This is a genomic window from Thermomicrobium roseum DSM 5159, assembly GCF_000021685.1.
GTDB classification, from domain to species: domain Bacteria; phylum Chloroflexota; class Chloroflexia; order Thermomicrobiales; family Thermomicrobiaceae; genus Thermomicrobium; species Thermomicrobium roseum.
In genome coordinates this window covers 75,441-89,574 of the sequence record NC_011961.1, presented here as the reverse complement: position 1 = coordinate 89,574, position 14,134 = coordinate 75,441, and the positions used below count along the sequence as shown (strand labels likewise).

Below are 14,134 nucleotides of genomic sequence, written 5' to 3'. Positions count from 1 at the left end.
CCGCGGAGCGTTCGTCGGTGCTGGGTGCTGGGAAGAGGAGGACAATGCGGTATCTCCGTTTCCTCTGGATCTGTTCGCTCGTCCTCGGCCTGCTCGCCGCCGTCCAGCCAGCGCGCGCCGCTGGCCCACCGTCCGTCGTCTACTTCCCCACCACGGGCCATCACGTCGCCGAACCCTTCCTCTCCTTCTGGCGCGCCCACGGTGGACTCCGCATCCTCGGCTATCCCCTGAGCGAGGCGCACGAGCGGGACGGCCTACTCGTCCAGTACTTCGAGCGGGCTCGCCTGGAGGCATCGCTGGGGTGCCTGGGGAAGACGGACTGCCCGGTGCAACTCACCCGTGTCGCTGCGCACCTCACTGCTGGCCGAACCGATCCCGCGTTCGCAGCGCTCTCTCTCGAGACGCGACCTCCGGATACGCCGCTTCGCCGCTTCTTCCCGGAAACCGGCCATTTCCTCGCCAACGGTTTCCTCCGCTTCTGGCTCCGCAATGGCGGCCTCCCCGTCTTCGGTTACCCGATCTCCGAGGAATTCACCGAAGTCGATCCGGAAACCGGCCAGCCTGTCACCGTCCAGTACTTCGAGCGCGCCCGCTTCTCCTGGCATCCCGAGGCGCTCGGCACGCTCTGGGAGGTCCAGCTGGCTCGCCTCGGTGCCGAGCTCGCAGCCCGCGATGGCGTCGAGACCGCTCCCGTCTCCCGCCAGCCCGGCGTGCCCGACTACGATCCGGCCCTCTTCCCGCGCGCTTTCCGCTTGCCGGTGCTCATGTACCACGATATCGGCGAGCCAGCCGCCCGCTACCGCATCCCCCTCTGGCGCCTCGAGCAGCAACTCGATTGGCTCCTCGCCAACGGCTACGTCACCATCTCGCTCGAACAGGCTTTCGAGGCGCTCCTGGCCGATGGTCCATTGCCCGAACGAGCGGTCGTCATCACCTTCGACGATGGTCCGCGCAGCCAACTCGCCGCTGCCCGCGCGCTCGCTGCCCGCAACATGACAGCGACCTTCTTCGTCCTGCCTGGCCGGAGTGCGCTCGGCGCAGCCGAACTCCGCGAACTCCGTTCCATGGGCCACGAGATCGGCTCGCATTCCATGACCCACCGCGCCATGACTCGCCTCGACGATGGCGCCGCCCGCTGGGAAGCCGAGACCAGTCGCCGTACGCTCGAGTCGTGGCTCGGTGAGCCGGTCCGCTTCTTCGCCTACCCGGGGGGCGATTGGAACCCACGAGTCGCCAGCATCGTCAGCACTACCGGCTACTTCGGCGCCATGGCCGCCTGGGGCGGAACACGGTGGACGCGCGAGAAGCGCTGGGTCGAGCCGCGCGTCGAGATCGACGGACGCATCTCTCTCGACCGCTTCGCCTGGTACGTCGAGCGCTTCTGACACTCGCCGTCCGCCTCCTGTATGTCAAACGAGGCCGGCTGGGTCGTTCTCCCCAGCCGGCCTGCGTCCCCTTCCCTTCCCGGCGCAGGATGGTATTCACTCAGCTCGCTGCTTGGCCCGCCGGCGCTCCAGGAAACGCTGGATCGCTTCCTGCGCCTCTGGTGTCGCGAAGATCCGCAAGAAGAGTTCGCGTTCGAAGCGCAGCGCCGCATCCAGCGGCATCTCGAGCCCAGTCACGATCGCCGCTTTCGCCGCCCGCACCGCTGCCGGCGGGTACTGCGCGATCTGCTGCGCCAGTTCGAGTGCTCGCTCCAGATACTCTTCCGCTGGGACGATCAGGTTGACCAGACCCCAGCGTTCGGCCTCCTCCGCCGAAAACTCTCGGCCGGTCAGCACCAGTTCCATCGCTCGGTACTTGCCGAAGCGACGGGCCAAGAGTTGCGTCCCTCCAGCCCCTGGAATGAGCCCGATCTTGATTTCCGGCGCTGCGAACCGCGCCCCCTGCGCCGCCACAATGATGTCGCAGGCGAGTGCGAGCTCGAGCCCTCCCCCGAACACATAACCGGAAACAGCCGCGATCAGGGGCTTGGGAAAGCGCCGGATGGTGTCCCACTGCGGAAGGTCAGAGCGGCTCGTCGCCAGCTCCTCGACCGTCACACCAGCGAAGCCGTCGATATCGGCACCCGCCGAGAATGCCCGCTCGTTACCAGTCAGGACGACCACGCGTACCGTGTCGTCGACTCGCGCTTCCTCCAGTGCAGCGCACAGCTCGCCGAGCATCGCGGCGTCGATCGCGTTGAGCTTGTCCGGCCGGTTCAGTCGGAGCAGGAGTACCCCGTCTCGTCGTTCCCGCAGGATCCGCGTCATACTGTTTTCCCCTTTTCCCCGTCACCTCACCGCCGCGCTGCTGCCAGTGCCTGCAGAGTCGCGCGTGCGCGCTGCCGGTACTCCCCGTCCCGCAGGAGTTCGCGCAGCACGGCTCGCTCTGCCGCGAGGAGATCGTCCACATTGCCCGATCGGCGCACTGCCCGCACCAGCGCTTCCACCACCTGCCGCGTAGCCGGCTCCAGCTCGGCGAGCCGCAGCCCGGCCGTCACCTGCTCTCCGGCTGTGCCCAGCTCGACGGCGTCCCCCAGCGGGCGCCTGGGCACGCTCCGTGCTAGAGCGCGAGCCAGTCCCGCGGCTGCGTCGAGCAAGCCGTCGCGATCCATCGTCGCCAGCCAGCGGTCACCGAGTAGCCCGGAGATCCCCGCTCGCTGCGCCGACTCTACTCGCTCGGATGCCAGGAAGGCGGTGAGCGCACTCACTACCCCGAATTCGGCACGCAGCGGTGCCTGCAGCCCGTACTCTCGTGCTTCAGCCCGCACGCGCAACGCCGTCAGCGCGCCGAGCGGGAGCAGTCCAACGGTCGCGCCCGGGAATCCCAGCGGCGTTGTGAGAAAGGCTACGGTCGCGTCGCTCCAGAGCGCCAGCGTCGTTGCGGCCCCGCGCCCTTCCCCGTCGAGTGCTGTCACCACCGGCACCGGCAGGCGTGCCACGGCCCTCAGTGCCTCCTGCAGGGTCACCAGTCGCTGCTCGATCGTCTCCCACTCGCCTCGCTCGGCCAACTCCAGGAGATCCTCGTACGGATAGCCCAGGCCCGCGAAGGCCGGCACCAGTACCAGCGCGCTGGGCCCGTGCGCCAGCGTGCCCGCGACGAGTTCGGGTAGTGCCTCCAGCGAGCGTACCCGTACGGCCAGTATCCCATCGCCGAGGTCGTGTGTTCCCTGGCGGTCGAGTGCTTCCCGCAGCCGGATCTGGCGTGTCCGGCGCGTCGAGGGAAGCTGCTCCTCCGGGATGAGTTCGCCACTGGCGGGATCCAACACCCGGCCATCGCGGAAGAATCCGCCTCGCTCCTCGGCGAGCGCGAGGAGATCTGACACTGGTACACCAGCGTCCTGCAGGAGCTCCCGGACGCGCTCGAGTCCGAGAAACTGCATCTGCGCATACGGTCCGGCCGCCCAGCCGAAACCCCACTCGAGTGCCCGGTCGACACTGGCGATGTCGCGCGCCGCATCGCGCGTGCGCGCGAGCACGTACCCGAAGGTGCGCCCGAGAAGGTGCCGCACGTAGTCCCCGTATGGCGAAGGCAAGTCCAGCGCGCCCACCAAGCGCTCCGGAAACGGCTGGCGCAGGAGGTCGTCGAGCCCGGGAATCGCTGCCGGGCGGAAGGGGCGATCGCCGTGCTGCAGGGGATCGTAGGTCAGCTGCTGCTCTCCCTCGCGGCGGTAGATACCCCCACCCGTCTTGTCGCCCAACCGCTTGGCCTGATAGAGCTCGAGGATCCAGTCGGGTACCGCGTAGTCGTCACCGGTCGATTCCTGCAAGCTCCGCGTCCCCAGGACCAGGATGTCCACACCGGTAAGGTCGATCGTCCGGAAAGTGGCGGAACGTGGCCGACCGAGCAGCGGGCCGGTCAAGGCATCCACCTCCTCCGGCGTGAGCCCGAGTTCGGTGGTCAGCCGCACGGCGTGTGCCAAGGCGTAGATCCCGAAGCGGTTGGCGACGAAGCCCGGGGTATCGCGGACGAGGAGGGCGCGTCGTCCCAAGCGTTGCTCCAGGAAACGGACGAAGCCGAAAAAGCGTTCCCCTTCTCCCTCTGGGAAGGCTGTCACCTCGCAGAGGAGCAGTGCACGCGGTGGATTGAAGAAATGGGTGACGAAGAACCGATCTCGCCAGGCGCCGAGTTCGTCCGGTAGTAACGCGTGCAGCGTGAAGGTCGAGGTGTTGGTCGTGACGATCGTCTGGGGAGGCAGGATGGCAGCGAGGCGCTGGAACAGCGTGCGCTTCGCCTCCCGCTCCTCGATGATCGCTTCCAGTACCCAATCGCAGCCAGCGAGCAACGGGAGATCGTCCTCGACGTTGCCGACCTGAACCCGGCCGGCCGCGCTCGGATCGAGGAATGCCCGCTGCTTGACCGCTCGTTCCAGCCCGCGGCGAGCTGGCCCGGCGGGATCGCCTTCCCCCTTCACGTCCAGCAAGATGACCTCCAGCCCCGCCGAGGCAGCGAGGGCAGCCACTGCTGCGCCCATCGATCCGGCGCCCAGGACCCCGACCTTCTCGATCACGCGCGCTCCTCCCACTTCCAGTCACGGAACCGCTCGCGGAGCGTCGCCTTCGCCAGTTTGCCGGTGGATGTCTTCGGCAACTCGTCGACGAAGACGATCGCGTCCGGCACCCACCAACGGACGAACCGCTGGCGCAAGTATTCTTTGAGTTCTTCCTCGGTGGTAGACTGCCCCCTGCGCAAGACGACGACCCCGATCGGTCGCTCCTGCCAGCGCTCGTGCGGCACGCCGATCACGGCTGCTTCCTCCACCGCCGGATGACTCATCAGAGCGTTTTCCAGCTCGATCGTGCTGATCCACTCCCCACCCGATTTGATGACGTCCTTCAAACGGTCGACCAGCTTGACATACCCTTCCTGGTCGATCACGGCGACATCCCCGGTGCGGAGCCAGCCATCGACGAAAGAGTCCGGGCTCTCGCCCCGATAGTAGGAGTCGGCGATCCAGGCGCCGCGCACCAGGAGTTCACCCATCGTCTGCCCGTCCCACGGGGCTTCCGCGCCATCGAAGGTCAGCACTTTGGCTTCGACGAACGGAGAGGGCATCCCCTGCTTGAGCAGCAATTCGTACCGCTTTTCCGGCGGAAAGTCGGCCAGCTTGACGTGCGACTGGAGACCGAGCAGGACCTCGCTCATCCCCCAGCCGTGGATCACCGTCACACCGAACGACTCCCAGCGGCGAATCAACGCTTCCGGTGCCGCGCTCCCACCCAGGATCAGCCGGAGCTTTGGCGAGAACGTCCATCGCCCCGGATAGTTCTCGACGAGGTTCGCCGCATCGTGCCAAACGGTCGGGACGCCGGCCACGAAGGTCCCCTGCTCGTCGGAGAGCAAGTTCAGGAGGTCAGCCGGTTGCGGGTGCGGGCCAGGCAGCACCAGCTTGGCCCCGACGATCAGTCCGGCGTAGGGGAGCGCCCAACTCGCCACATGGAACATCGGGACCGAGAGAACGATGGAGTCCTCCTTGCTCACGTAGTAGGTGATCGTCGAGGTCAAAGCCAGCGCTGCCAGTGCGAGCTGCGCATGCACGTACAGCACACCCTTCGGCTTCCCCGTCGTCCCCGATGTATAAAGAAGGAAAGCCGGCGTGTTCCAATGCACATCCACCAGCGCTCGTTCGTCTGGTTCGTGTTGCTGGATCAGCTCCGCATAGGAGAGTGCCCCCGGTACCTTGGTTGCGTCGCCGACGACGATGACCTGCTGGAAGGGAGCGTGATCACGGAACTGCTCGTAGAGCGGAACCAGCGAGTCCTCGACGATCAGAACTTTGTCCTCGGCATGGTGAGCGATGTAGGCGAGGTCGTTCGGGTGCAGACGCAAGTTCAACGTGTGGATCACCGCGCCGATGTTCGGAATCGCTAGGTAGGCGACGAGGTGCGGCCAGGTGTTCCATAACAGGGTGGCAACCCGGTCACCTTCTCGGACTCCCAGGCTCCTGAGCCCGTTGGCGAATCGGATCGCCTCCTCGGCCAACTCCGCATAGCAGAACCGCCGAACCTGTCCCTCTCCGACTCGCTCCACGACTTCGGAGCGCGGAAAGTACCGATGCGTGCGCACGAGCACGTGTCGAATGGTGAGCGTGTCCAGATTCATGCCGCGCTTCCCTCCTGCCCGATCCGTGTACCAGTGCTCCTCTCCGGCGAACCCCTCTCGGAAGGAGTGATCGACTCGCTCCGGGAACTCCGCGCAGGCAGCACTGCGAGTGCTTTTGTTCATGCATAAAATAGCTCCCGCGACCGAGCCCGTCAACCCTCCCTCGAACAGGCGGCGAGCCAGACGCAGGGTAGGCGCGTGGTGGCCGAGCCGAGCGTATCGGCTTCATGCTTCCTCCGGCGCTCGTCAGACGGTCACCACGCTCCCGGTCGCGACCGGGTGAGCGCGCACTGCTTACCCTGTTATCGCCCGGCTCAGAACGGCGCAGAGCGGCCGCTCGATCCGAGTAACGGCGAGTTTCCCTCCTGCGCGCTCGGTGAGTTGGTCGTCTCGACGTCGCTCCGTCGCGGCATCCCGGTGAGCGCCTGTCGTGGCCGCCAGAACTGGTCGGACGAAGCCAGCTGCTGTCGTCGAGCCTGTTCCACGCCTGCTGGACCGGGCGTCGTACCATTCCACCACGTCGCGAGTGCCGTCCACCCTTGTGGACTCCTGATCTCGGGAGGGCCGAGCAGTTCTCGGTGACACCGTTCCTGCTTCCGCTGTCGACTCGCCTGGTGCCGACCCGCCTTCCCTGCTACGCTGCTCAAGAGCTGATGGCCTGTCCGAGGAGGGCACGATGAGCGATGAGCAGATGAATGGCCCGGCAGACGCAAGGCAGCCTGATCGCCGCAAGCAGCGGCGCACCATGCGACGGAGCGGTGCGGTGGACGGTGAAGAAGCCGTCCGTGCCGCCATCACCGCGATGCCCGAACCGTGGCGCTCCATCGCTGAGCGCCTCGACTTCGTGATCCGCAGCACTGCACCACAACTCACGCCGCGACTCTGGTACGGTCTCCCCGCGTACGCGCTGGAGAAAGCTGTCGTCTGCTTCTTCCGCAGTCCGCAGACGTTCGGCGAACGCTATCTCACCTTCGGTTTCACCGATAAAGCCCAGCTCGACGAGGGCACCTGGTGGCCGGTCGCGTTCGCGATCACCGAACTCGGTCCGGCCGAAGAGGCTCGCGTGCGCGAGTTGGTGCAGCGTGCTGTCGGAGCGACCGACCGCGAGCCAAGGTGAGCATCGGCTGGTCCGCGCCAGCTGTGCTCGGGCGCTCGTCCGCCAGGGAAATCGGCGCGACGCACCAGGAGAGACCGGTGTCCGACCCGTTGTCCCTCTCGCTCGAACCAGCGCCTTCGCACGACCTCGAGTCTGGTCTCTCAGCACTGCGTTCGTGGAGCGGCGATCGGAGGAGAAAGCACAGTGCATCGCCACCAACGTGATAAGGGCTATGCCTGGGTGATCGTGGCCACGCTCGCGCTGACCGAGACCGTCTCCTGGGGCGTTCTCTACTATGGTTTCGCGGTCTTTCTCGTCCCGATGGAGCAAGCGTTCGGCTGGTCGCGTGCGCAATTGACTGGCGCCTTCTCGCTCGCTCTGCTCCTTTCCGGCTTCGTCGCGCCACTGGTCGGGCGCTGGCTCGATCAGCGAGGTCCACGCCTTCCCATGACGTTCGGCTCCCTCGCAGCGACGCTGCTCCTCCTGGCCTGGTCGCGTATCACCCAGTTGGCCGCGTTCTATGCTGTGTGGGCAGGGCTCGGCCTCGTCATGGCCCTGGTGCTCTACGAGCCTGCTTTCGCGACGATCGCGAAGTGGTTCGAGCGTCGCCGGCGCCAGGCGCTCACCGTGCTCACGCTCGTGGGCGCCTTGGCCAGCGTCATCTTCACCCCGTTCATCACCTGGCTCATCGCGCTCCTGGGCTGGCGCACTGCCCTCCTCGTCCTGGCTGGACTGCTCGCGCTGACGACCGTGCTCCCGCACGCCCTTCTGCTCCGCGCTCCACCACGCGAGCCGATCTCCCCCCGACCTCGGGCAGCGACGAACGCTCGTGCCGCCCTGCGGACTCTTCCCTTCTGGGCACTCACGGCAGCCCTCACCCTGGCAGCCTTCGTCACCGTGACCGTTACGGTGCATCTCCTCCCCTCGCTGCTCGACCGCGGCTATACGCCCGCCTTCGCTGCCTCCGCAACCGGACTGGTCGGCCTCATGCAGATCCCGGGTCGGCTCCTCATCGCGCCGCTCGGTCGCTGGCTCTCCGACCGCGTCCTCACTACGCTCGTCTTCCTCGTCCAGGGAGGTGCACTGCTGCTCTTGCTCGTGGCTGGCCACCGCGCGGCCGGGGTACTCGCCTTCGTCGTCCTCTTCGGCATGGCGAACGGGATGATCACGATCGTGCGAGCGGCTCGCCCCGCCGAGTTGTTCGGCAGTGCTGCCTACGGTGCGATCGCCGGGGCCATGACCCTGCCCGTCACGCTCGCTCGTGCAGCTGCGCCGTTCGGGGCCGGTCTCCTCTACACGGCCCTCGGCCGCTACCAGCCGATCTGGCTGGCGCTCGTGGTGGTCGGAGCGCTCTCGGCTGGCGCTGCCTGCCTGGCCGAGACCGCTGCCTGCCGCTCGCTGCTCGGTTCCGCTCGCTCACCCCAGACGGAGGAGCGCCTCCCGCTGGAACGAGCGTCGACCGACGCGCAGGAGTAAGGCTGCGATCCCCCAGATCACCAGAGATCCGGCTAGCGCCAGCCGCCAGTCGAGCAAGAAGAGTCCACTCCCTTGCGCGACGATCAAGCCGATGAGCGGGATCGCGACCAGCCCGCTCAGCTGCGAGACTTCCTGCATCCCGCGTACGCGCGAGGAGATGAGAACGACGATACTCAGACCGAACACGGCCACACCAGGCCCACCGAGATAGGCCAGAATGAGCCAGGAAAGGCTGGGGAGGAGCGGTGGGCCGATCCCGCTGACCGCAATCGCCAGGAGGGCCGCGATCGTCGCGCCGATCCAGTCGACCAGGCTGGCCGGGAGGGCAGCCGCCAGCACTTTGCCGAGGAACAACTCCTCGTCGCGCACCGGCGTGACCAGCAGCGCCTCGAGCGTCCGTCGTTCCCGCTCCCCCGCGATCCCGTCAGCCGCGATCACCATGGTCGTGGCGAGGGGAACGATCAGGATCAGCGGCGCGAACTGGTAGCTGAAGAAAATGACCGCCAGCTGCTGTCCCGGATTCAGTGCCTGGAAACGCTCGCGTTCGGCAGCTGGCAGCGCTCGGAGCAAACGCTCCAGGTCCTGTGCATCGCTTTCGTCGATCGGCAGGAAACGCGCTAGGAGCCCGATCGCGACCGGCATGAGCACGAAGAAGACGAGTGGCACGAGCACGAGCGGCAAAAGCACCGTCCGGCTGCGACGCACGGCCGCAAGATCCTTCCGGACGATCGCGAGAATCCGACGCCAGTGCACCGGTCACCTCCGCTCGGCCCTTTGGTGCAGGGCCAAATAGACGTCCTCCAACGAAGGGGTCCGCAAGCTCACGCCGTACACCGCGATTCCTCCGGTGACGAGTACCGCGACCAGCTCCGGCACCTGCCGCCGAGTCACACGTTCGACGGTGAGCCGGCCAGGCTCGGGCTCCAGTCGAGCGGCTGCGCCACTCCGCTCGAGGAGCGCCAGAGCTTCGGCTCCTCGTTCCGGATCGACCTCCAGGGAAAGCTGTGCCGGGACGCCCAGCGCAGCAGCGAGTTCGCGCGGCGGCCCCTCCACCAGGACGCGACCCCGTTCCAGGATGATCACCCGGTCGCACAATCGCTCGGCCTCGTCCAGGTTGTGCGTCGCCAGGAGGATGGTCCGTCCCTCGCGGCGTCGCTCCGCGATGAGCTCGCGCACCTGGTGCGCCGCCACCGGATCCAGTGCTGTCGTCGGCTCGTCGAGGAGCAAGAGTTCGGGGTCGTGGAGGAGGCAGCGGGCCAGAGCCAAACGTTGCCGCATGCCGGCGCTGAACGTCGCGACGCGCCGGTCGGCCACGTCAGCCAGGCCGAACTGCTCCAGGAGGAGGGGGATCCGTTGACGTTGCACAGCTGGTGGGACATCGTAAAGATCGGCGAAAAACGTCAGGATTTCGCGGGCCGTCAGTCGCTCGTCGAGCCCGACCTGCTCGCCCACCACACCGGTGCGGGCCCGGATCGCTTCTCCGGCCACCACCGGTTCCATGCCGAAGACCCGGATCGTTCCCCCATGGGGCGCGAGCAGACCCAGGAGCAAACGGAGTGTCGTCGTCTTCCCTGCTCCGTTGTGCCCGAGCAGGCCGACGACTTCCCCCGCGGCGACCGTGAAGTCGATACCGGCCAGGGCGATGACCTCCCCGAACCGCCGCTCGAGCCGCGAGACGACGATGATCGGTCGGTCTTCCCTTGCTGCCTGCTGCCTGCCGATCGCGCGCCTCCCTCGGCGAGCGATGCGCAATCTGCCAAATTCTCCACGACGGCTGCTTCACCGGCAACCTGGTAGCGAGTTCACCCGCCGTGCATGGCCTGCCTGTTCGCTATCCATCGACCCCTCGCGGCTGGCTGGATTGGATGGTGCTGATTGGCTGTTGCCAAAGCGCTCGTCGTGACCCAGGCTTCGGGGTAGCCTGAGAGAGGAGGGGAAGATATGGACCGTCCGCGGATGGAACAACGACGATTCGAGGTGAGCCCGCTGATCATCGCTCTGGCAGGCGTGATGATCGCGGTCGTCTTCGTGGCGACGCGCTTCATTCAGGTCCCGATCCCCAGCGGATACATCCATTTGGGGGATATCGCCATCTACACCGGTGCGTTCCTCTTCGGTCCGATCGTGGGTGGCGTCAGCGGCGCCCTCGGTCCCATGCTCGCTGACTTGACCAGTGGCTATGGTCAGTACGCTCCGGCGACGCTCGTGCTGCACGGGCTGCAAGGTTTCCTGGCTGGATGGATCGGCTGGCGAGCTGGTTTCTGGCGCATGGTTCTCGCGACGATCTTGGGCGGCGTGATCATCGTCGCCGGGTACTTCCTGTGGGAGATCGCTGTCCTGCGCATCGGGTTGGTGACCGCCACGGCGAATCTCCCCTTCAATATCTGGCAGGTGACCACCGGTGCCATCGGCGGCATCGCACTCACGGTCTTCTTCCGTCGGACTTATGCGGTCGTGCTGACCCAGCTTCGGCCGGCCCGTTTCCGCCGCGAAGCGTAAACGGTCCGCTACGCGGTGAGCCGGTACAGTCATGCCGAGCGGCTGATCGGATCGAGCTGGCATGCAGAGTGACCCGCACTCGCTGGCCGACGGATGTCAGCTGACTGATCCCGATTCCGTCCCGTCCGCTGTTCGGGCCGAGCGCTTCACCTATCGCTACCCTAGCCTGGAGTCCACGGACCCAGCCGGGCCAGCGCTCGAAGACCTCTCCTTCGTGATCCCGGCCGGGCAGCTCGTCGGCCTCGTCGGGGCGAGCGGCAGCGGGCTCACCACCCTGTGCCGAGCGCTCGCTGGTATCGTGCCGCACGAGACCGGCGGTGTCGTGCGCGGTTGGCTCGAGGTTGCCGGCAGCGAGACGACGAGCGTGTCACCCGCTGAGCTCGCCGAGCGAGTCGGCATCGTCTTCGAGGATCCCGAGGCGAACTTGATCGGTCTCTCCGTCGCCGAGGAGGTCGCGTTCGCGCTGGAACTCCGCGGTGACCCGCCGGAGGAAGTGGCTCGGCGCGTGGACTGGGCGCTCGCCGTCGTCGGACTGGCTGCGCTGCGTGACCGGCCCGTGAATCAACTCTCGGGGGGGCAAAAGCAGCGCCTGGCCATCGCCGTGGCGCTCGCTCGCCAGCCGGCGCTCCTCGTCCTCGACCAGCCGGCAGCCCAGCTCGATCCGCTCGGCAAACAGGAGATCCAACGGGCACTGGCCGAACTGGCCGCCCAGCCGGAATACCGCCTGACGATCGTGCTGGCCGAGCGCGATGCTGATTTTTTGCTCCCGCTCGTCGAGCGCCTGCTCGGGCTGGCCAGTGGACGCCTCGCGCTCGATGCTCCCGCGAACGTCGCCTTCGCCGACCCTGATCGCCTCGGCGAGTTCGGGATCGATCCGCCCCAGCTGGCGCTGCTGGCCGTGGCGCTCGCGCCGGTGCTCGGGAGCACGCCGTTGCCCGTCTTCCGCACGGTCGAGGATGCTCGAGCCTTTCTCGCTCGGGTCGTGCCTGCGAGCTCGCCGCACCACGAATTGCTGACGCAGGCGACTCGGGATGCGACCAGGCTCACAGCTCGCTCGGCAGCCGAACCGAGTCGAGCGGCGCTGGATGCCTCGGCCGAGCCCGTCCTCCAACTCGAGCGCGTCTCCTTCCGCTACGCGGGTGGGCCGCTGGTGCTCCAGGACATCGACCTCACCGTTGCTCCAGGAGAGATCGTCGCGCTCGTCGGTCCCAATGGATCGGGCAAGACCACGCTCGCCCGCCATGTCATCGGTGCGCTGCGTCCCGAGCGTGGCCGGGTCCTGGTGGCTGGACAGGACACCCGCACGCTCTCGATCGGTGAACTCGCTCGTTTCGTCGGGTATGTGGCGCAGAATCCTGATCACCAGCTGGTTCGCACCACACCGCGGGACGAGGTCGCCTTTGCCCTCCGGACGCTCGGATCGGCACCAGCGGCGGTCGCTGCCCGGACCGCAGTCGTGCTCGAGCAGTGCGGGCTCGCCCTCGTCGCCGATCGTCCACACTGGATCCTGAGCCGCAGCCAGCGCCAGCTCGCCGCCCTGGCTGCTGCGCTGGCTCGCCAGCCACGACTCCTCGTGCTCGACGAGCCGACCAGCGCACTCGACCGTGCCGGCCGCGATCGTCTCGCCAGACTGCTCGCCGAGCGAGCAGCGAACGGCCAGAGCACGCTCGTCGTCAGTCACGATCTCCGCTTCGTTGCTCGCTGTGCGCACCGCGTGGTCCTTCTCTCCGGTGGACGCGTCTGGGCCAGTGGAACCCCGCGCGCCGTGCTGGGTGACGCGGAGCTGCTGGCCAGGGCCGGTCTCGTGCCGTTGCCGGTCACCGCGCTCGCTCATGTCCTCGGCTTGCCGCCAGCGCTAGAACCAGCGGAACTGGTCGCGGCACTGGAACACGCTGGGAACCACGCGCCGGCGAGAACCGCGCAGGGGAGCGTCGAGCCCCCGGCTGTCGGGACGGAGGGCCCGATGACCGAGGCGAGCCCGGAGCGAGCGACGGGCGCTCCCCCGTTCCTGGCGCGGATCGACCCGCGCGTCAAGCTCGCGCTCGCCCTCGGGCTGGCGCTGCCGGTGCTGCTCTGGCAGAGTCCGCTCCTCTTGCTCGCCATGACAGGGTTCCTGCACCTCGTGCTGTGGCGGGCAGGCGGGTTCGACCGCGCGCGCTCACTCGCGGTCTGGCGAGCCCTCGCCCCGCTCCTCGTCCTCGTGTTGTTATTGCGACCGCTCTTCGATCGTTCCGGCGCGCCGATCCTCCTCGAGGTCGGTCCGCTCGTGATCACCCTGCCGGGCCTGTTGGGGGCAGTCGGCGCCGCCCTGCGCGTGGTCGCGCTGGCTCTCCTCGCGCTCGCGTGGTTCGCGACGACGAACGAGCGTGCCTTCGTGCAGAGCCTCGTCCGGCTCGGGCTTCCCCTGAGCGTGGGACTCGCTCTCGCCATCGGTTTGCGCTTCATTCCCGTCTTCGCACAGACGTTTTGGACGGCTGCCGAAGCCTTGCAGACCCGCGGCTGGATCATTCCCGAACGCGGGATGGCCCGACTGCGTGCCCTGCTCCCCGTCCTGTCCGTCGCTCTGGCCGCGACCCTCCGTCAGGCGCAGCAGCTCAGCTGGGCGCTCGCCGCCAGGGGAGTCGGTCGGCGCGGGAACCGACCGCACTTCGCCGATCTCCGCATGCGTGCGCTGGATTGGTCGGTGCTCGTGACGGGAGCAGCCCTCGCCGCAGCGCTCCTCGTCGCGGCGCTGGCCGGGGTGGGGCGTTCGCCGCTCTGGCCCCTCGCTTGAGCCCCACCGGTCCGATGACCCAGCAGTCCCCCCGTCGCGCGCTGGTCAGCGCCAGGAGCGATCGGTCAGGAGGGGAGTCGATACCGATTTCGGCTCGTCCGACTCGTCCGCGGGACGAGCGTCATGGAGGCGTGCCGAACGCTCCGCTGGACGGTGCCGTGCCGCAAGCGCGCAGCTGGCGAGCGTTCCGATGGGTACGCCGGTGC

Annotated in this window: 10 protein-coding genes; 5 read left to right on the top strand and 5 right to left on the bottom strand. The window is 67.6% G+C overall.

Features of this window, described 5'->3' with window-relative positions; translation table 11 throughout:
* Positions 1-44: 44 nt before the first annotated feature.
* Positions 45-1,385 carry a polysaccharide deacetylase family protein gene (locus TRD_RS13790; protein WP_012643250.1) on the top strand — a complete coding sequence of 447 codons (1,341 nt, stop codon included), beginning with the start codon at positions 45-47 and terminating at the stop codon, positions 1,383-1,385.
* Positions 1,386-1,481: 96 nt separating this feature from the next.
* Here TRD_RS13790 and TRD_RS09715 read toward each other — a convergent pair whose 3' ends face one another.
* From TRD_RS09715 to TRD_RS09705, 3 genes are read right to left on the bottom strand one after another with little or no spacing between them, the layout of a single operon-like run.
* On the bottom strand, positions 1,482-2,252 hold the full coding sequence (locus TRD_RS09715; protein ID WP_012643189.1) for an enoyl-CoA hydratase/isomerase family protein: 771 nt from the start codon (positions 2,250-2,252) through the stop codon (positions 1,482-1,484).
* A gap of 26 nt (positions 2,253-2,278) precedes the next feature.
* Positions 2,279-4,492: a 3-hydroxyacyl-CoA dehydrogenase NAD-binding domain-containing protein gene (locus TRD_RS09710; protein WP_012642608.1), complete on the bottom strand. Its 2,214-nt coding sequence runs from the start codon at positions 4,490-4,492 to the stop codon at positions 2,279-2,281.
* The gene (locus tag TRD_RS09705; RefSeq protein ID WP_012642483.1) at positions 4,489-6,207 is read right to left on the bottom strand and encodes a long-chain fatty acid--CoA ligase; all 1,719 of its coding nucleotides are present in this window, start codon (positions 6,205-6,207) and stop codon (positions 4,489-4,491) included. Before TRD_RS09705 ends, TRD_RS09710 begins: the two co-directional genes overlap by 4 nt.
* Before the next feature lie 553 nt (positions 6,208-6,760).
* Here TRD_RS09705 and TRD_RS09700 point away from each other — a divergent pair.
* Positions 6,761-7,201 carry a DUF1801 domain-containing protein gene (locus tag TRD_RS09700; protein ID WP_012642932.1) on the top strand — a complete coding sequence of 147 codons (441 nt, stop codon included), beginning with the start codon at positions 6,761-6,763 and terminating at the stop codon, positions 7,199-7,201.
* A 183-nt stretch (positions 7,202-7,384) separates the two neighbouring features.
* Positions 7,385-8,656 carry an MFS transporter gene (locus TRD_RS09695; RefSeq protein WP_012642687.1) on the top strand — a complete coding sequence of 424 codons (1,272 nt, stop codon included), beginning with the start codon at positions 7,385-7,387 and terminating at the stop codon, positions 8,654-8,656.
* Here TRD_RS09695 and TRD_RS09690 read toward each other — a convergent pair.
* The gene (locus TRD_RS09690; RefSeq protein ID WP_041437212.1) at positions 8,597-9,409 is read right to left on the bottom strand and encodes an ABC transporter permease subunit; all 813 of its coding nucleotides are present in this window, start codon (positions 9,407-9,409) and stop codon (positions 8,597-8,599) included. The genes TRD_RS09695 and TRD_RS09690 overlap by 60 nt on opposite strands.
* Positions 9,410-9,412: 3 nt before the next feature.
* Positions 9,413-10,408: a heme ABC exporter ATP-binding protein CcmA gene (ccmA, locus tag TRD_RS09685; protein WP_012643065.1), complete on the bottom strand. Its 996-nt coding sequence runs from the start codon at positions 10,406-10,408 to the stop codon at positions 9,413-9,415.
* A gap of 189 nt (positions 10,409-10,597) precedes the next feature.
* Here ccmA and TRD_RS09680 point away from each other — a divergent pair, with 189 nt between their 5' ends.
* Together TRD_RS09680 and TRD_RS09675 are read left to right on the top strand one after the other, a co-directional pair.
* Entirely contained in the window at positions 10,598-11,155 is a 558-nt protein-coding gene (locus TRD_RS09680) for an ECF transporter S component (protein ID WP_012642690.1), read from the top strand.
* Positions 11,156-11,216: 61 nt separating this feature from the next.
* Positions 11,217-13,928 (top strand): ATP-binding cassette domain-containing protein, encoded by a 2,712-nt coding sequence (locus tag TRD_RS09675; RefSeq protein WP_012642778.1) that lies wholly within the window; start codon positions 11,217-11,219, stop codon positions 13,926-13,928.
* The last annotated feature ends 206 nt before the right edge of the window (positions 13,929-14,134 follow it).